The following is an 18,633-nucleotide window of genomic DNA, read 5'->3' as shown; positions in this document are numbered from 1 at the left end:
CTTCTTCTTCAGGAAGGCACATCGCTCAACTGTTAACCCTTTCCCCTTGGTGCATTCGTGAATGCGCGGGTTAATCGCTGAAGGCGTGTACAATCGATTCAGCCGAGCTCTGGCTTGCAATCAAACTGGACAAAAGTATCCGCGCTTGAGCGGGGCGCAGCACATGGGAATGAATCGCTCCGGCTTTGGCGAGATCGTGCCCGCCGCCACCGCCGCCGTAGCTGGGTTTCAGAACCCCGACCGGAACGCGGCTGGAGACGACGACGGAAACACCTCGCGCCGTGCAATCCCTGACGGCGTCGACTATGTCGGGATTGGTGTTTCCCGAGCCGAGCGCCGCCAGCACGATTCCGCACGCGCCTGCGTCAACACTTGCCCTGATATGGGTGGCATCGCAGCCGGGATAGATCGCGACAATATCGACGCGGATACCGTCTACGGGTGCCGGTAGGCGCGGATGCTCGATACGAGGCAGTGTGCGGGCAGAACGGAAAGCGTCCGCCTCGTCGCTGCTATGCTTGAAGAGCCCCCATGCCGGCAACGTCCGGCCACCGAAGGCTACGAGCACGCCCCGTTGCGCATTGGCGGGATCGGCGGCGAGCCGGATGGCAGCGGCAAGATTTGTGGGGCCGTCCGCATCGGGGTGATCCGCCGTGAATTGCGCCCCGGTGAATATCACCGGTTTTCGCCTCATCAGCTGCAGATGAACGAGCAGGGCAGTCTCTTCCATCGCGTCGGTCCCGTGCAGAATGACGATGCCTCCCACGTCGGGATCGTTGAGTTCCGCTTTTACGGCATCGCTGATGCGCTGCATGTCCGACAATGTCAGGCTGGCGGAATCCTTCGACATCAGCTCGATTGGACGCAGACGTGCATCGGCCTGCGGAAGGAGTGCCAAGAGATCCTCACCGGTAAGTGTGGGAATGCTCGCGCCGCTTGCGCCGTGCTTGCTGGCAATGGTGCCGCCGGTGGCGATCACCGCCACCAACGGCTTCGTCGTCATGCCGTTGTCCACCGGCCCCTCACTCACCTGCAATGCCGGTCGCTAGATTGCGTTCTGCGGCAAGGCGATTGATGCGGTCGCGCAGGAGATACCAGCCGATGGCAAGCGCCGGCGCGATCAGCGCAAGCGATGCGATCGTCCAGGTTCCCACAGGATAGTCGAACGCCATCAGCACCAGCACGCCGAAGAGGAAGACCAGCGTCAGGATGCCGGTATAGGGCGCGCCGAACATCCGGAAATCTGGACGAGCAAGCCTTCCCTGCCGCGACAGGTGCCAGAGCTTGAGCTGGCAGAGCACGATGACGCCCCAGGCGCAAATGATGCCGAGCGCCGAGAGGTTGAGCGCGATCTCGAAGGCGGCCGAGGGGACGATGGCGTTCAGCGCCACGCCGATCACCGTAACGACGGCGGTCACCGCGATGCCGCCATAAGGCACGCCAGCCTTATTCATCTTGGCGAGAGCCGCCGGCGCCGAGCCGGAGACGGCCATGGAATGCAGGATGCGCCCGGTGGAATAAAGGCCCGCATTCAACGAGGATAGGACGGCCGTCAGCACCACCAGGTTCATGATGATGTCGGCGCCTTCGACGCCGATCGTCCCGAAGAACGTAACGAACGGGCTCTCGCCGGCCTTATAGGCGGTGTAGGGCAAAAGCAGTGAAAGCAGCAGGACCGAGCCGACGTAGAAGACCAGCAGGCGGACAACGACCGTACGGATCGCGCGGGGCATGACCTTGCGCGGGTCCTCGGTCTCACCGGCGGTCGTGCCGATCAGTTCGATCGAGGCATAGGCGAAAACCACGCCTTGGATAATCACGAATGCCGGCAATATCCCGTTCGGGAAAAGCCCTCCATTGTCGGTGATCAGGCTGAAGCCTGCGGCATGGCCGTCGATCGGGGTGCCGGAGACGACGAAATAAATGCCCACCACCAGGAAAGCCGCGAGGGCAAGCACCTTGATGAGGCTGAACCAGAATTCCAGCTCACCGAAGACCTTGACCGACAATAGGTTCATCGCAAGCACGATCATGAGCGCGACGAGGGCGAACATCCACTGATCAATGCCGGCAAGCCACGGCACGTAATGCTTGAAGAAGTTCATGTAGAGGGCAAYGGCTGTCACGTCCGCCACGGAGGTCATCGCCCAGTTCAGCCAGTACATCCAGCCGGTGACGAAGGCCATCTTCTCTCCGTAGAACTCGCGCGCATAGGAGACGAAAGAGCCCGAGCTCGGCCGGTGCATGATCAGTTCGCCGAGCGCGCGCAAAACCAGGAATGCAAAGAAGCCGCAGAGCGCGTAGACGAGAATGAGCGCAGGGCCTGCCTGCGCCAGGCGCCCGCCCGCACCGAGAAAGAGACCGGTTCCGATTGCTCCTCCGATGGCGATCATCTGGATTTGGCGGGGTTTCAAAGCCTTGTGATACCCGCTGTCCTCTTCAATGAACACTTCGCGGTCGGCCGCGGTGGCTTTAATGGCTTCCGTTGACATGGCTCCTCCCTGTGAGCGCGTTTTCGGTCGATTCTGTGCAGTTCAAGGCCTTCGAGCGGCACTTCTCCGCAGGACATTGACATCGGCGGATCGCTGGATGGGTATCGATGTCTGTAAAGCTGTTTGACAGATTTTAAAGAGCAGTCTTAACGCATATCTGCACTTGATCGTCAAGCCAGCCACCCTGTTCCTCCTTGCGGTGACCGCGAAAACCTGTCAAACAGCTTTACAGATAATGYCGCAACGAGTCCAGGAGGAAATGTGGTGGAGATGCGTGTCGAATATGATCTGCTGGGAGCAAAGGAAATTCCGGCGGAAGTTTACTGGGGAATTCATACCGCACGGGCGGTGGAGAATTTCCAGGTCACGGGCACGCCTATCGGGCGCTTCCCGCATCTCGTTCGCGGTCTCGCCTTCGTCAAGGAAGCGGCGGCTCTCGCCAATCACGAGCTGGGTCTTCTGGATGACGCGCGGCTCGACGCCATCGTCCGGGCCTGCCGCGAAATCCAGGACGGAGCGCTGCACGATCAGTTCGTCGTGGACGTCATCCAAGGTGGGGCGGGCACCTCGACGAACATGAACGCGAACGAGGTGATCGCCAATCGTGCGCTGGAGCTRCTTGGCAACCCCAAGGGCGATTATGCGCACCTTCACCCGAATGACCACGTGAATCTGAGCCAGTCGACCAACGACGCCTACCCGACGGCCGTCAATGTCGCGCTGATCGAGGCGATCGATGGGCTTTCCGCGTCGATGGAATTCCTGCAGGCGGCATTCGAGCGCAAGGCAAAAGAATTCGACGGGATGCTTAAGGTGGGCCGCACACAGCTTCAGGACGCAGTTCCGATGACGCTCGGTCAGGAATTCCGCACCTTCGCTGTCATGCTTGGGGAGGATAAGGCACGTCTTCTGGAATCCGCCAAACTCCTGCACGAGATCAATCTCGGCGCGACCGCCATAGGCACAGGTCTGAACGCGCCGTCAGGTTACGCCGTACTTGCCTGCACGCATCTTTCGCGGCTGACGGGACGGCCGCTGGTGACGGCGAGCGATCTCATCGAGGCGACGCAGGATCCCGGCGCGTTCGTCCATCTTTCCGGCGTGCTGAAGCGTGTCGCCGTCAAACTTTCGAAGACCTGCAACGACCTTCGCCTGCTTTCCTCGGGTCCGCGGGCGGGGATCGGAGAGATCAATCTGCCCGCCGTTCAGGCCGGATCGAGTATCATGCCCGGCAAGGTCAATCCGGTTATACCCGAAATGGTCAATCAGGTGGCTTTCTCTGTCATCGGCAATGATATGACCATCACCATGGCGGCCGAGGCAGGCCAGTTGCAGCTTAACGCCTTCGAGCCGATCATCGTACGCTCGCTCTGCGAAAGCATCAGCCATCTGAGCGCTGCCTGCCGCATCCTGGCGGAGCGCTGCGTCGACGGCATCACCGCAAACCCGGCGATCATGGCGCGGCGGGTGGAGGAATCCATCGGCCTGGCGACCGCGCTCAATCCGCTCATCGGCTACTATGCGGCAACCAAGGTCGCACAGGAGGCACTCGCCAGCGGCCGCACGGTCCCGCAGGTGGTGCTGGAACAGGGGCACCTGACCGCGGTGCAGCTGGAGCAGGCCCTCAAGCCCCAGCATCTGGCAAACCTGCCGGTTTCAAGTCTTAGCGCCGAAGCATGACTGGCGCGGCTCGGCGGCGAGCCGCTCCTGGCGCCTCTACGCCTGATCCTTGCCGATGATCGTCGTCACGACTTGCTTGACCTCGCCAAGATGGGCCTCCATGGCATCGCGTGCGCGTTCTTCCGAGCCCTCCCGGATCGCATCGACGATCTGGCGATGCTCCCTGTTGGATGCAACGCGCCGCCCCGCCATTAGGTTGACCAGCTCGGACTGCTGCATCAACGCGTCCCGAGTGTCAGCGACGATCTTGGCGAAGACGGTATTTCCCGAGGCTTCGGCAATCGCGCTATGAAACCCGGAATCCAGAAGCACCCATTCGTGCGGATCGGTCTGCCTATCCATCTGGTCGCAGAAGGCGAGCAGTGTCGCCAATTGCTGTTCGCTACGCCGCAAGGCGGCCCATCCAGCGGCCGGCCCCTCGATGAAGGGACGTGCCTCTATAAGATCGCGGGCGGAATAGCTGCCGTAGTTGAGATCGGGGCTCGGAGAAGCCGTGAGAATATAGGTGCCGCTGCCTGTGCGCGTCTGGGTGAGCCCGAGCGTCTGGAGCGATCGCAGCGCCTCTCGCACGATGGGTCGGCTTACGCCATATCGGACGGCCAGCTGGGCTTCCGAGGGCAATCGGGTGCCGATTGCCAACCGCCCCGAAGTGATGGCCGAGCGGATGTCCTCGAAGATGACCTCCGCCGCGTTCTTCCGACTGATCGGACTCGTATCGGATAACCAATCAGTCACAACACCCATGCTCCAAGCTTTTCACCCCCGCGTGGATTTGTCAAACAGTCCGGCAGCTTAACACAGCTTTGAGACCACCACGAACGCCTGACAAGACCGGCGTCGACCGGAGGCGACCTGCTCGCGAGGAAAGGCCTGTGGAATGCTATAATCCAAACGCACGATCGCAGGTGTCTAGCTTGTCTGACTTGAGAAGCGCTGTTGGTTCTGGTTCTCGCGCATTCGGCCGAATTCATGTATGCTCAAGAAAGCAAGCGCGGAAGATGTCCTATGACCTTCTACAACCTTCTGATGAGTTTCGGTTTTGTTGTTATGATCGCTGTCATGGCGAAGGGCTTTTGCGGTATCACTCGCGTGAAGCCTCTGGAGCAGCCCGACAACCCGCAAAGCGATGCCGCCCCACCGACCTAATCGCCAATATCGTCCACAGTATGCGCATTCCCGCTGACCAGGACGCTGACGACGTTCAGGACGACTTATCGGGTGTCATTCCAACAGCGGAGCCTATGTAGATGATCCATCAACATGATGCTCGGGCCTGCGGATGAGGTCAGTGGGGTTTTGACCATATGCCTTATCAAAAGACCTCGCGAATTGAACCTGTTGGTTCGTCACTACAGGGGATGAGCCCAATGCTGTTCGCTTCGCGATCATTCCGGCCGCTGCGGCGTAGGACACCATCGGCTGTACGCGCATGCCGGAAGTTTCCGCCTAAGGGCATTGATGTCGGGTTCGTCGTGATACGCCGAATAACGGGCCTCCGCCGGAGTGGATCGGAGGAAACGCCTGTCGCCATCGTTTCGCTCCTGAGGGCGTGCTGGGATAGCCCTGTGACTGGCCCCCTCGCGTGATGCTTTCGGGCACGAACAACATGGACATGCCATCAGTCAGCGGCGCTGGTCCAAGGAGCGATCGATTGGGCGGCGGGAAGTGGAAGGACTGCTTCGGTCGAGCGCGACGCGTTTCGCACGCGTAGCACGTCACGTTTCGGAGGCGTTTTGAACAGGCGAGCATATTCGCGGGTGAACTGCGAGACGCTCTCATAGCCTACCTCAAATGCGGCGCTACTAGCCGTAAAGCCTTGCTCCAGCATGAGCCGGCGTGCTTCGATCAGGCGCAACCGCTTTTGATACTGACCGGGGCTGATCGATATCATGTGCTTGAAGTGCTTATGAAAGGCCGTGAGGCTCATCCCCGCTGCCGCCGCGAGTTCCTCAACTCGAATCCTCGATCGATAATCCTGCCTCAGGACCGCGATGGCAGCGCCAAGGCGGCTTGCATAGCTGGTCGGATCGGCAAGCGCCCGCAGCGCTTCGCCGTGCTGCCCCGACAGAAGCCAATAATGCAGCTCCCGCATGATTCCGTCGTAGAGAAGCGGCGTCGCTTCGGGCCGATCCAGCAGCCGCATCAGGCGCAATGCACAGTCCAGAACGGCGGCGTTGGTGTCCTCGGCAAAGAGAGTGCGTGACCGGGACGGGCGTAGGGGCCGGACACCGCCCAGCTGGGCGGTAAGTTCGCCAAGGACTGTCAGCTGAAGCTCGACAGCAACGGCGAGATAGGGCTCGCTCCGACTGGCCTCAACGATACGCCCGACGACTGGCATATCGGCGCTCACAATCACCGACTGCCCAGCCGAGAAGGTTCGTTGCTCCCGACCCACCATCATGAGCTTGGCTCCCTGCAGAACCAGGCATACCAGCGGCCGGTAGATGGAATGGAGATCGCCGCGCGGCGCCTCGATATACATCATCCGCAGGCCGGGAACGGCGGTCAGTGCAAGCCCATCAGCGTTTGCGTGGGCAGCAGCATAGGTCCGTACGGCCTCTTTGAGTGTCTCCATGGGGCTCTCCAGCAATCCGGTCGAATATAGCGCAGCCGCGCACGGAAATCATCCAAGCTGCAGGATTGGGCAAGTTTTACGCATAGCTTGGCAAGTTCCTGATCCATCCAGGCCGTATGCATGTCCCTACAGTTTTATCGAGCAGGAAAGGGACACCGATGACTGAACGAAACGATGTACCACGGCGGGCTGTTCTGACGGCGGCGGCTCTGGTTCCCGCCGCGATGGCGATGGGCACGGCCAGTGCTCAAACCACCCGGCCGGCGCAGACGTCGAACGGCAAGGTCGCGCTGGTGACGGGCTCTTCCAGGGGCATTGGCGCGGCGACCGCCAAACGTCTTGCGCGGGACGGCTACGCGGTTACTGTCAATTGCGTGGTCAACCGCGACCTCGCCGCAAGCGTCGCTCGCGAGATCGAAGCCGCCGGCGGACGCGCGATCTGGGTGCAGGCCGACGTCAGCGATCCCGCCGCGGTTCGGCGCCTGTTCGATGAGAACGACCGCGCCTTCGGCGGCGTCGACGCGGTGGTGAGCAATGCCGGCATCATGCGTCTGGCGCCGTTCCACGACATGACGGATGAGCACTTCGACAGGATGTTCGCCGTCAACGCTAAAGGCAGTTTCAACGTGCTGCGCGAAGCGTCGCGTCGCGTGCGCGACGGCGGGCGCATCATCACGCTTTCTTCGAGCATCGTCCAGCTTCGGTCTCCGACCTATGGTCCCTATGCGGCGTCCAAGGCGGTCCAGGAGATGTATGCGAGCGTCCTGGCAAAGGAACTGGGCGTACGGAAAGTTGCCGTTAACGCGGTCGCGCCGGGGCTGGTCAACACCACCCTGTTCACGGACGGAAAGACCGACCAGCAAATCCAGGACTTCATCGATCGCACCCCGATGGGCCGCCTCGGCGAGCCCTCCGACATCGCTGACACGATCGCAGCGCTCTGCAGCGGCGACGGCGCCTGGATCAGCGGACAGACGGTTTTCTCGAACGGCGCCGTCGTCTGACCTGGCCTTCGGGGTAGGGTGGAGCTCATCATTGTTCGGCGGCGGTCGGCAATTGACCGCCACCTCAGCCGCCAGGTCGTCAGCGGACATGAAGTTTCAACCGATCAAAATGAATCATCCCGCCGGATCTTGTGTGCACGTAGCTCCGAAGCGCAAGCCATCCGAATAGTGCCATCATCCGGCGCGCTTTTGAAGCCTCGTTGGCGCGGCGAAACGCAGAGCCGCCAATAGCAACTCGCGAGCGCCGAGCAGGGCAGGGTGAGTTCGCCAGCGTGGCCGGCGATCGAACCGAGCCAGTTCTTTATTCATCCGGACAATGTCATTGGCCGTCGTCTCCTTGATGCTCTTGAGTTTGTTCGCCCGACCAATCGCAAAGAGGTTGAATGACGAGGTGAGAGCGCGAAGCGCTCCATAACCCGCTCGACGGCGGCGGCAAAGACGGCTGCCTGCTTCGAATAGTCCTGTTCTGGGCGCGTTCAAATGAAACCATTGGCAAGGGCCGGTATCTATGATGAGTTACATGTAACGAATAAAGCCGGAGAAAGACATGGCCTCTGCGTCGAAGCCAAAGCCGTCACGCGTGAAGGTGGGTCAGCATCGCGCTCGGTTGCGCGCTTAGGGGCTCCGCCCGATCCAGATCTGGGTGCCGGATGTGCGTGCGCCGTCATTCAGAGCCGAGGCGCATCGCCAATCGCTTTCAGTTGCAACCAGCGAGCAGGCTGCGGATGATCAGGCGTTCATCGACGCTGTTACGGATTGGGCGATGAATGAGACGTGGCGATATCTGGACGGTAGCGGGCGGCAACGACTATGCGGGCAAGCCGCGCCCAGTGGTGATTGTCCAGGATGAAGAACTTTTTGGTTTTCACCGCCTGAATCTCTTGCCGCTTCATGTCTATCTCGATCGTGGTCGTTATTGCACCTCATTTACATAGCGGTGGTGAGCCGTGGTTGCGCGATGTGCAGAGATCAATACCGGTGCGGCCAGCTGATCATATGCCACTTCGTCAATCGTCAGCACCGCGGCTGGAAGGGTCAGTTCAAGCCAGCGAGCGTCGGCCTCTGTCGCGAGATCGGCGCCGATCTGCTCCCGGATCGCTGATATCCGGATTCCATAATGTTCCAGCAGATGCAGGTAGAAGAGTGGCGGTATGTCTTCCGGGCGATTGGGAAAGTTGGGAACTCGCGATCTGGCAAGTGTCAGTGTCTCATGCATGATCGGTCGATCGTCGACGTTTCTAACGCGATGGAAAACGATGACGGGCGAGCCTTCGTCGATCTGAAGCTTTTGCGCATCACCGGCAGAGGCTATGCCATGATCGAGTGATGTGACGGTCGTCACGGACTTGCTGAGTGATCCGTCGAGGCCGTGCAGGCGGAAATACTGGAAGAACAGCCTCAGACTATGTTGCGGCTTGCGGCCGGTGACGACCGTGCCCGTCTTCCGGCGCCGGCTGAGYAGACCGTCATTGGTGAGATCCATCAACGCGCGGCGAATGGTGCCGACGGCGACCCTGTAGGTTTGCGACAGTGCCACTTCACTGGGCAGAACGGAGCCCGGCTGCAGTTCGCCGAGCATGATGGCCTCAGTGATCTGCCGCTTCACCACTTCATATAGCGGCAGAGACAGCTCGCTGAGCCCGGCTGCTTCTGATGAATTATTAGGCAGTTCCGGCAATGATTTGCCTCTTCTTTGGAGTTGACTCGTGCTGTCGATCTACGCAGTATTACTATATAGTTTATATTAAAGCGCAAGCTGAGGAGGCGGGCGCTACGGTGCCGAGGACACTGCGATGACCAAGCAGCAACCCGCCTTGCAGCAAGACTTCATCATGTCTGCCATGGCAGCGATTGAGCGCGATGTCGAGATCGCCATCCAGGATTTAGCGCGGATGGTCGCCGTGGATACGTCATTTCCGCCTGGACTTGGTTATGACGCCTTTGCGGATCTGATGATGGAGCTTCTGGCGCCCCTCGGCTTCGATTTCGATCGGGTGACGGTGCCGCAAGACCTCTGGCATGTGGCGGGTGGTCCGGCGGCGGGTAAGCGGATGAACCTGGTCGCAACCCGTGAAACCGGCCGCCCGGTCTGCGGCCTTTATTATCACGTCGATACGGTTCCCGTCGCACCGGGCTGGACGCGCGATCCTCTCGCCCTGACGGTCGAAGACGACAAGCTTTTTGGCTTGGGCGCGGCCGACATGAAGGGTACGATCGCGGCGACCCTTCTGGCGCTTCGGGCGGCGAAGGAAAACGGCGTGCCGCTCTTCTATGATCCGATGCTGCTCCTGTGCACGGACGAGGAGGGCGGGCTCTATCCGGGTATTCGCTACCTGGCGGAACAGGGCATGCTGAAGGGGCACATCGTCAATTTCAACGGATCGGCTGCGCCCCGCATCTGGGCGGGCTGCTTCGGCATCTTCAATCTGCAGGTGACGATTACCGGCCATGCGGTTCACGCCGGCGAAGGCAATCGGACCGGTGCCGGGATCAATGCTATCGAGGGCGCGCTGCCGGTTCTCAATGCCCTGTCGGAGCTGAAGCCGAAGGTGGAGAGCCGGGCGTCCAAACTCGCGCCGCCGCCGCATGCGTCCGGCCCGCTGAAGCCGCAGCTTACGATCTCGGCAGTCAATGGCGGAACGGCGGGTGGCCAGGTTCCGGCCGAAATCAAGATCCTCGTCAGCCGCCGCTATGCGCCGGAAGAAAACTATGAGGAGGCGCGCGCCGAAATCGAAGCTGCGGTCCGCGCCTGCATTGCCGGAACGGATCTCGGGATCGCCATCGATCTTGTCGGCCATCTGATCCCGACCGAAGACCCTGACGGCCCGCACTGGCCGCGCTGGCAAAAAGCGCTGTCGCTCGGCTTCGGCTACCGGCCGGAGGATTTCAGCAAATGGGGCGCCGCCAGCTGTTCGGACTTCGGCTACGTCCAGAAAGCCGGCTTTGGCCCGGAGGTTCTCCTGGGTGGGCTTGGCCGGCCGGAGAGCTGCATCCACAGCCCGGAAGAGCACACGACCCGCCAGGACATCATAGCGCTCGCCAAGAGCATCCTTGCCTATCTCGCGGCCGACTTTGCCGCGGACTGCATTCCTGAAAACGGCAACTAATACGCAAAAAGGGGAACTACACATGCTGGAAATGAAACGTCGCTTCTTCCTGGCGGGCACCGCCGCCATTTTTGCCGCGCCCTCGCTCAGCATGGCGCAGTCTGCAGCGCCGGCCAAGGGCGGTACATTGCGGATTTCCGTGGATCAGGCGGCAAGCGTCATCCATCCGCTGCTGACGCGCGTCAATCCGGAATATCTGGTCACGGAGCTGCTCTACAGCAATCTGACCCGCATCAAGGTCGACATGTCGGTGGAACCTGATCTTGCCGAAAGCTGGACGCCGAATGACGGCTTGACCGAGTGGACCTTCAAGCTGCGCAAGGGTGTCACCTTCCACGACGGCTCCGCCTTCACGGCAAACGACGTCGTCGCGACATTCAAGGCGATCCTCGATCCGGCAACCGCGTCGCCCGGCCGCAACAATGTCGGCCCGATTTCCGATATCGTCGCTATCGACGACGCCACCGTACTGTTCAAATTGTCGGGACCCTATGCCGACTTGCCTGTCGCGATGGCCTATACCAATGCCCGCATCATCCCGGCGGCAATCGCCACCGGYGACCTGAAGAGTCTGTCCACCAAGGCGGTGGGTACCGGTCCGTTCAAGCTCGTCTCCTACGAGCCTGATCGTCTGATCGTCGTCGAGCGTAATCCGAACTATTACGATCCGGCACGTCCGTATCTCGATCGCGTCGAGGTCCAGGTCTTCCCGGACATCTCGGCGGAAGGGTCGGCGATGATCGCCGGCAATGTCGACATCATCTCGACGCTGCAGCCGACGGAATACATGCGTCTCGAAGGCAATGACGGCGTCGACGTGCTGCGCACCCCGTCAGGCCAATTCTGCAACATCAACTTCGGCTGCGATACGGCCCCCTTCAATGATGCTCGTGTTCGCCGGGCGATCGCGCTCACCGTCGATCGTGAGGCCATGGTCGGGTTTGTCACCGAAGGCTTCGGAACCCCTGGAAACGATACGCCGCTCAACGCGTCCTACCGCTTCTTCAAGGATGTCGCAAAGCGTGAGAAGAACATAGAGGAAGCCAAGAAGCTTCTGACCGAGGCGGGTTTCCCGAATGGTCTGGAAGCGACCCTGGTCGCATCGGACCGACCGGCCGTTCGCACCCAGCTCGCTGTGGCGTTGAAGGAAATGGCCAAGGAGGCCGGCATCACCATCAATGTCCAGACCATGCCGCATGCCACCTATCTTGAGCAGGTCTGGAAGAAGGGCAGCTTCTACGTCGGCTTCTACAACATGCAGCCGACGCCGGATGGCATTTTCAAGCTTCTCTATACCTCGGATGCCTCGTGGAACGAGACGCGCTGGAACAACAAGGAATTCGATGCTCTGGTGGCCGAAGCTCGAGGCACCACGGACGAAGCCAAACGGACCGAGCTCTATACCAAGGCGCAGGAACTGATGAACGAGGATGTTCCTTCGATCATCCCGTCCTTCTTCGACGTGCTGGCCGCCAAGCGCAGCTGGGTCAGCGGTTTCGAAGCCCATCCGCGCGCATCGGTTTTCCGCCTCGACCACGTCTCGCTCACCGACGAGCGACGCAAGCGCGGCTGATCTTTGCAGCGCTACGCGTTCCCGAGGGCGCGTGGCGCTGTAAGATCCTCGAGTTTGCGCCGGACCGCTGGACACTTTTGAAGCGTCCAGCCCTTGACCTGCAAGGAACACAGCCGTGTCTCCCAATTACATAGCCAAGCGGCTGGTGATGATCGTCTATACGCTCTTCATCGTTTCGCTTATCGTCTTCGCCATCACGCAGATCCTCCCCGCCGATGCCGCGGTGATGATGCTGGGTGAAAACGCCACGCAGGAAGCGCTCGATGCGCTGCGCCAGACCATGGGGCTCGATGCGCCCATATGGCAGCAATACGCGACATGGTTCTGGCATGTGCTGCAAGGCGACCTCGGCACCTCGCTTCGGACCGGCCAGCCTGTGGGCCCTGTCATGTTCGAGGCCCTCGGCCGTTCGCTTCTTCTTGCCTTCCTGTCCATCGGACTCATGCTGATCATCGCGATCCCCCTCGGTATCGTCGCCGCCGTCCGGCGCGGCAAGGTCGCCGACATGGTGGTCAGTCTGGTTTCCTATGCTGGTGTGGCGCTTCCCGAATTCGTGACCGCCACGGTCGCCGTTCTCGTGTTCGCTGACTGGATGAAGTGGTTGCCGCCGACCGGCTATGTGCCGCTGACGGAGAACTTCGCCAGCGGCATTGCCCACCTTGTCCTTCCCGTCTGCGTCATCTCGGTGATCCTGATCGCCCACGTATCGCGCATGGTGCGCTCCGAGCTCGTGGATGTGCTGCACACGGATTATATCCGCGCCGCCCGGCTGAAGGGCATCTCGCGCGGCGAGGTCCTGCGCCGCCATGCGCTGCGCAATGCACTTCTACCGACCATCACCATCGTGGCGCTTGACGTCGGTTACCTGCTCGGCGGTGTCATCGTGGTGGAAGAGATCTTCGCGATCCCCGGCATCGGCCGCCAGTTGATCGTCGCCATTCAAGCGCGCGACCTGCCGGCCATCCAGGCGGGGGTGCYGATCATGGCCGCCACCTACTCCATCGTCAATTTCATCGCCGACATCCTCTATGCGTGGCTCGACAAGCGGATCCAGTATGACTGAGTTCATGAAACGTCTCCTGAAGACGCCACAAGGCTTCATCGGTCTCACCCTCGTGTTGGTTGTGCTGCTGATCGTCGTGTTCGGTCCCATGATCGCGCCGCATGATCCGGAAAAACTGTCGCCGCTCGCCCGCTACAAGGGCCCGAGCCTCGATTACTGGCTCGGCACCGATCAATACGGCCGGGATATCTTCAGCCGCCTCCTGATCGGCGCCCGCGCCACTGTCGTCATGGCGGTGCTCGCCACCATTGCCGGGACGCTGGTTGGCGCCTTCATCGGCACGACCTCCGCTTTCCTCGGCGGAAGGGCCGATGAACTGATCATGCGCACGATCGACGCGATCATGTCGATCCCGAGCCTCCTCTTCGCTCTGCTCGTGGTCAATCTGCTCGGCTCCAGCACGGTCAACGCGCTGGTGGCGGTCGCAATCGCGTTTGCGCCGGGCATGGCGCGCATCACTCGGAGCGTGGCGCTCTCGGTGCGCAAGCAGGATTACGTCAATGCGGCGATCGCCCGTGGCGAAAGCTCCGCCTACATCATCCGCCGCGAAATGCTGCCCAACGTGATCGCGCCGATCATCGTCGAGATGACCATCCGCGTCTCCTTCGYCGTGATGCTGTTCGCAACGCTCAGCTTCCTTGGCCTCGGCGCCCAGCCGCCGGCTGCCGAATGGGGCCTGATGGTCTCGGAAGCGCGCCGCTACATGCATCTCTCCGCGGGCATCCTGATCTGGCCGAGCGTAGCGATCGCCGTCGTTGCCGTCGGCTTCAATCTCCTGGGCGACGGACTTCGCGACGCCCTCAATCCGCGAACCTGAGGTCAAGACCATGACGAACACGGAAGAACACCCGGTCCTTTCCCCGGTTCTCGCGATAGAGAACTATTCGCTGGATTACGAGACGGCAACCGGGCCCTATCACGCGCTGAAGAACATCGAGCTTGCCATCAACCGTGGCGAGATCCTCGGCCTCGTCGGYGAGTCCGGTTCCGGCAAGACGTCGCTCGCCTGGTCGATCATGCGCTACCTGCCGAAGAATGCCCGCGAGCCGGGTGGTCRCATCCTGCTCGGCGGCGACAACCTTCTCGAAAAGGCCGGAAGCGAGATCGAGGCCTTCCGCGGGCGGCGAATCAGCATGGTGTTTCAGGACCCCAGCACATCGCTCAACCCGACGCTGTCGCTCGGAACCCAGCTCTCGGAAGTGCTGGTCCGTCATCGTGGCCTGACCCGCCAGCAGGCCTGGAAGGAGGGGGAGGCGCTGCTTGCCCATGTCGGRCTCAAAACCCCGGCACAGATGATGCACCGCATGCCGCATGAGGCATCCGGCGGCGAGAAGCAGCGCGTTGTCATCGCATCGGCCTTCGCCTGCAATCCGGAATGCATCATCTTCGACGAGCCGACCACGGCGCTCGACGTCATCACCTCGCGGCAGATCCTCGACCTGTTCATCGAGTTGCAGGCTGAAACCGGTGTCGCCTCGCTCTACATCTCCCACGACCTCGCACTGGTCGCCCGCACGGCAAGCCGCGTTGCGGTCATCCGGCGCGGCGATATTGTGGAGCAGGGGAGTGTTCGCGAAATCTTCGGCAATCCGAAGGAGGAATATACCCGAGAGCTGATCGCCGCGGTTCCCGATCCCACCCGCCGTCTGGTGAAGGACGATGTCGCGGTTGCGGAAACGCCGCTCGTGAAGGTCGAGAATGTCAGCGTGCATTTCGGCCGCAAGTCGTTCCTTGCGGCATTGACTGGCAGGAAGACCGAACGCGTCACCGGCAACAATGCCATCAGCCTCAGCATCGATCCGGGCGAAATCCTCGGCATCGTCGGCGAATCCGGTTCCGGCAAGTCGACGCTGGCGAAAGCAATGACCGGCCTCAACCGCTTCGAAGGCAGGATCTGGTTCGACGGCCRGCAGATTGGCAGCCTTGCTGACATGGACACCGCCTATCGGAAGGACGTGCAGATCATCTTCCAGCATCCCGACGCCTCGCTCAATCCGCGCCAGAAGATTTCGGAAATCCTGTCGCGTCCGCTGAAACTGTTCGGCGACACGGCCGATCTCGACAAGCGGATCGGCGACATGCTGGAACAGGTGCGCCTGCCGCGCACCCACGCGCAGCGCTACCCGCACCAGCTCTCGGGGGGCGAGAAGCAGCGCGTCGCGATTGCCCGCGCATTCGCGTCGAAGCCGAGGCTCGTCATCTGCGACGAGATTACCTCGGCACTCGACGTCTCGGTGCAAGCCTCGATCGTCGAACTGCTGCTCGAACTGCAGAAGGCGAGTGGCACGGCCTATCTCTTCATCACCCACGATCTCAACCTCATCCGCCAGATCGCCCACCGGATCGCCGTCATGTATCGCGGCGACCTGATCGAGGTGGTGAAGGCGGCCGAGATCGAGAACCCTGATCGGGCGGAATATACCCGCCGCCTGATCGAGGCGGTGCCGCGCGCCGCCGCCAAATACCAGTGATATTTCATCAAGGAGCATGACAATGGACCCGAAGTCCCTGTTGGACCGGATCGACGAAAAGGCCTGCCTCGATTTCTTGTCGAAGATGGTCCAGCACAAGAGCCATTCGGAAACCGACGGCGAGCGCGAGCTCGCCCGCTGGATGGCGAAGGAGCTTGAGAAGATCGGCGTCGAAGCCGAACTCCAGCCTTTTGACGAAGGCCGGCGCTTCAACGCCATCGGCCGCCTGAAGGGCACCGGCGGCGGCAAGAGCCTGCTGTTCAACGGTCATCTCGACACCAATCCGGTGACTGAGGGCTGGACGGTCGATCCCTATTCCGGCCTTGTCGATGACAAATTCATCTACGGCATCGGCGTTTCCAACATGAAGGCTGGTGACGCTGCCTATTTCTGCGCCGTGAAGACGCTGCTCGACGCCGGCGTCAAGCTGAAGGGCGATGTCGTCCTGACATTCGTCGTCGGCGAGTTGCAGGGCGGCGTCGGTACGCTCGCGGCCATCAGGCACGGTGTCAAGGCAGACTATTTCATCAACAGCGAGCCGAGCGACCTCGTCGCCGTCACCATGCATGCGGCTGCACTCAGCTATGTCATCGAGCTGACCGGGGACACGCGCCACCTCTCCAAACGCGAGGAATCGGTCGATGCCATCGCGGCCGCCTGCGACATCATCCCGCGCATCAACGCCATGACCTTCAGCGGCGCCAAGAGCGACGTACACCGCTCGATCAACCGCGGCCATGTCGGCGTCGTTCATGGCGCACTTGGCCGTAACTTCGAGGAATGGCGTCCGCCACAGGTTGCCGATTTCGTTCGTCTCAAGGGTTCATGCCGCTACGCGCCGGGCCAGACCCAGGAAGGCGTTCTGGCCGACCTCGACAAGGAACTGAGGGCACTGGAAGGCCGCTTCCCCGGCCTAAAGGCAAAGCTGGTTCCGGAAATGATTGAAGGCCGCCCGCTGATGCCGCCCTTCGAGGTTTCTCCAGATTCGCGCATCGTCAAGTCGATCAATGCGGCCTACGAGGCCGTACGCGGCGAAAAGCAGCCGACCGGCGCGATCACACCAACGCGCTTCTACGGTACCGATGCCGGCCATCTCTACAAGGAGCTCGGCATGGAAGGCATCGTCTGCGGTCCGGGCGGGCGCTACAACACCATGCCCGACGAGCGGGTCGATATCGTCGATTATCTCGACATGATCCGTGTCTACATGCTGACCATCCTCGATATCTGCGAGGTGGCCTGACCATGTTTTCCCGGGCGGAATTCGATCGCCGCATCGCTCTTGCCCGGGACGCCATGGCGTCCGCGAGCGTCGATTTCCTGCTGGTGGACAGCGGCGAGTGCCTGGCTTGGCTCACGGGCTATACCGTCTCGGAAACCATGTATCGCGCGGCCTTCCTGCCGCGCGAAGACGATGCCTGGTTCACGCTGAGGGCGCTCGACGAGGCGCCTTGTCGGGAAAAGAGCTGGATTGCCGACGTCATCGGGTTCGCCGATACCGAGGAAGCGCAGGCGGCGGTCGCGTGCAGCGTCCGTGGTCACGGGTTTGGCAAGGCCCGGATCGGCCTCGACACCAATTCCTACAGTATGAGTGCTGCGACCTTCATGCGGCTGCAGGAGCTTTTGCCTGAGGCGACTTTCGTGCCGATGCCGGGGATCAGCGACAGCCTGCGCTGGGTGAAATCGGAAGAAGAGATCGCCGTATTGAAGCAGGCATCCGCGATCGCCGACAGAGCTATGCTCGAAATCGCAAAGCAGGCCCAATCCGGCATGACGACGCGCGATGCGGCGGCAATCGCCTCCGGCATTTTCCTACGCGAGGGGGCCGACACGGGTGAGGTCGGTCCGGTGGTTAAAGCTTCCGGCAGCCATGAATTCCTGCATGGTGCCTTCAAGACGGAGGCGATCGGCGAGGGCGACATCCTGCATGTCGAGCTGATCCCGCGCGTCGGCAATTATGGCGCGCGATTGATGCGACCGATCATGGTGGGAGAACCATCTTCGACGCTACAGGCGGTGGCAGGAAAATTGATCACCCTGCAGGATCGCCAGATTGCAGCGATGAAGCCCGGCGTCTCTGCGCGTGAGGTCGATGCCATCATGCGCCAGGGTGCATTGGAAGCCGGCTTGCGGCCCACTTACGAAAACGTCACGGCTTATACTCTCGGCCTCTATACACGAACGCCGCGCACCAGCGATTTTTCCCGCGTCTTYCTGCCGACATCCGATTGGATGCTGGAGGAGGGCATGGTCTTTCATCTCTATGCGACGGCTCAAGGTCTCGGCTTCAGCGAGACGGTCGCTGTTGGAAAAGCTGGAGGTGTTCGCCTCACCGAAAGCCCGCGGTGTATTCTAACGATCGGAGATCACTAAGAAACATGCAGCCGGATGTCGTTCTCGTGTACCTGCGTGACGGGATGCCATTCAGTGCTTGATCTTGGCAAAGGCTTGCTCGATCCGGGCGAGAGCGCAGGAATAGGGTGGCGGGAGCTGAAGCGAGGAGCGGTTTTAATCGGAACTGACGCACGGCGCCGATGTGTGGCTGCTGAAATTGTCGATGTCGATGATGTCGCCGCCCGACCTCTGGCGCGAGTTGCTGCTCCATTTAGAGGGAAAGCATTGCCCGTTGATCGTGTCGTTGATGACGCAACGAGCGACTAACGAACTG

15 protein-coding genes and 2 pseudogenes are annotated in these 18,633 nt (G+C 61.2%); 12 read left to right on the top strand and 5 right to left on the bottom strand.

Annotated elements, in window-relative coordinates:
* Positions 1 to 70: 70 nt before the first annotated feature.
* Together LCM4573_RS14450 and LCM4573_RS14445 are read right to left on the bottom strand one after the other, a co-directional pair.
* Positions 71 to 1,003, bottom strand: coding sequence for an asparaginase (locus LCM4573_RS14450; protein WP_071007180.1), 933 nt, complete (start codon positions 1,001 to 1,003; stop codon positions 71 to 73).
* A 19-nt stretch (positions 1,004 to 1,022) separates the two neighbouring features.
* A complete protein-coding gene (locus tag LCM4573_RS14445) occupies positions 1,023 to 2,492 on the bottom strand; it encodes an amino acid permease (protein WP_071007084.1) in 1,470 nt (489 codons plus the stop codon).
* 270 nt (positions 2,493 to 2,762) lie between these two features.
* On the opposite strand from LCM4573_RS14445, the gene LCM4573_RS14440 reads away from it, so the two are divergent.
* On the top strand, positions 2,763 to 4,172 hold the full coding sequence (locus LCM4573_RS14440; RefSeq protein WP_071007082.1) for an aspartate ammonia-lyase: 1,410 nt from the start codon (positions 2,763 to 2,765) through the stop codon (positions 4,170 to 4,172).
* A gap of 36 nt (positions 4,173 to 4,208) precedes the next feature.
* Here LCM4573_RS14440 and LCM4573_RS14435 read toward each other — a convergent pair whose 3' ends face one another.
* Positions 4,209 to 4,916: a FadR/GntR family transcriptional regulator gene (locus LCM4573_RS14435; protein WP_071007081.1), complete on the bottom strand. Its 708-nt coding sequence runs from the start codon at positions 4,914 to 4,916 to the stop codon at positions 4,209 to 4,211.
* Positions 4,917 to 5,177: 261 nt separating this feature from the next.
* Between LCM4573_RS14435 and LCM4573_RS28095 the strand changes: the two genes are divergently transcribed.
* Complete coding sequence (locus tag LCM4573_RS28095; RefSeq protein ID WP_157895510.1) at positions 5,178 to 5,318, top strand: hypothetical protein; 141 nt, start codon at positions 5,178 to 5,180, stop codon at positions 5,316 to 5,318.
* A gap of 472 nt (positions 5,319 to 5,790) precedes the next feature.
* Here LCM4573_RS28095 and LCM4573_RS14425 read toward each other — a convergent pair whose 3' ends face one another.
* The gene (locus LCM4573_RS14425; RefSeq protein ID WP_071007077.1) at positions 5,791 to 6,747 is read right to left on the bottom strand and encodes an AraC family transcriptional regulator; all 957 of its coding nucleotides are present in this window, start codon (positions 6,745 to 6,747) and stop codon (positions 5,791 to 5,793) included.
* A gap of 158 nt (positions 6,748 to 6,905) precedes the next feature.
* Here LCM4573_RS14425 and LCM4573_RS14420 point away from each other — a divergent pair, with 158 nt between their 5' ends.
* The 3 genes and pseudogenes from LCM4573_RS14420 to LCM4573_RS28570 form a co-directional block, all read left to right on the top strand.
* Positions 6,906 to 7,751 carry an SDR family oxidoreductase gene (locus LCM4573_RS14420; RefSeq protein WP_071007076.1) on the top strand — a complete coding sequence of 282 codons (846 nt, stop codon included), beginning with the start codon at positions 6,906 to 6,908 and terminating at the stop codon, positions 7,749 to 7,751.
* Between the two features lie 643 nt (positions 7,752 to 8,394).
* Positions 8,395 to 8,451: pseudogene (locus tag LCM4573_RS28855) on the top strand (DUF3018 domain-containing protein); the annotation flags it as partial.
* A gap of 67 nt (positions 8,452 to 8,518) precedes the next feature.
* A pseudogene (locus LCM4573_RS28570) lies at positions 8,519 to 8,602 on the top strand (type II toxin-antitoxin system PemK/MazF family toxin); the annotation flags it as partial.
* A gap of 62 nt (positions 8,603 to 8,664) precedes the next feature.
* Here the strand turns inward: LCM4573_RS28570 and LCM4573_RS14415 are convergent.
* Complete coding sequence (locus LCM4573_RS14415) at positions 8,665 to 9,429, bottom strand: GntR family transcriptional regulator (RefSeq protein WP_071007074.1); 765 nt, start codon at positions 9,427 to 9,429, stop codon at positions 8,665 to 8,667.
* A 115-nt stretch (positions 9,430 to 9,544) separates the two neighbouring features.
* Here LCM4573_RS14415 and LCM4573_RS14410 point away from each other — a divergent pair, with 115 nt between their 5' ends.
* The 7 genes from LCM4573_RS14410 (at position 9,545) to LCM4573_RS14380 (ending at position 18,338) form a co-directional block, all read left to right on the top strand.
* Positions 9,545 to 10,858: a M20 family metallopeptidase gene (locus LCM4573_RS14410; RefSeq protein WP_071007072.1), complete on the top strand. Its 1,314-nt coding sequence runs from the start codon at positions 9,545 to 9,547 to the stop codon at positions 10,856 to 10,858.
* Positions 10,859 to 10,880: 22 nt separating this feature from the next.
* Positions 10,881 to 12,431, top strand: coding sequence for an ABC transporter substrate-binding protein (locus tag LCM4573_RS14405; RefSeq protein WP_071007070.1), 1,551 nt, complete (start codon positions 10,881 to 10,883; stop codon positions 12,429 to 12,431).
* 115 nt (positions 12,432 to 12,546) lie between these two features.
* Positions 12,547 to 13,494 (top strand): ABC transporter permease, encoded by a 948-nt coding sequence (locus tag LCM4573_RS14400; protein ID WP_071007068.1) that lies wholly within the window; start codon positions 12,547 to 12,549, stop codon positions 13,492 to 13,494.
* Positions 13,487 to 14,311, top strand: coding sequence for an ABC transporter permease (locus LCM4573_RS14395; RefSeq protein ID WP_071007066.1), 825 nt, complete (start codon positions 13,487 to 13,489; stop codon positions 14,309 to 14,311). Before LCM4573_RS14400 ends, LCM4573_RS14395 begins: the two co-directional genes overlap by 8 nt.
* 10 nt (positions 14,312 to 14,321) lie before the next feature.
* A complete protein-coding gene (gene nikE, locus LCM4573_RS14390) occupies positions 14,322 to 15,965 on the top strand; it encodes an ABC transporter ATP-binding protein (protein WP_071007064.1) in 1,644 nt (547 codons plus the stop codon).
* A 22-nt stretch (positions 15,966 to 15,987) separates the two neighbouring features.
* Entirely contained in the window at positions 15,988 to 17,208 is a 1,221-nt protein-coding gene (locus LCM4573_RS14385; protein WP_071007062.1) for a M20 family metallopeptidase, read from the top strand.
* A gap of 2 nt (positions 17,209 to 17,210) precedes the next feature.
* Positions 17,211 to 18,338, top strand: coding sequence for a Xaa-Pro peptidase family protein (locus LCM4573_RS14380; protein ID WP_071007060.1), 1,128 nt, complete (start codon positions 17,211 to 17,213; stop codon positions 18,336 to 18,338).
* Positions 18,339 to 18,633 lie beyond the last annotated feature (295 nt).

The sequence above is a fragment of the Rhizobium sp. LCM 4573 genome (genome assembly GCF_001854865.1).
Lineage (GTDB): Bacteria > Pseudomonadota > Alphaproteobacteria > Rhizobiales > Rhizobiaceae > Neorhizobium.
This window is presented reverse-complemented; position numbering and strand designations above follow the sequence as displayed.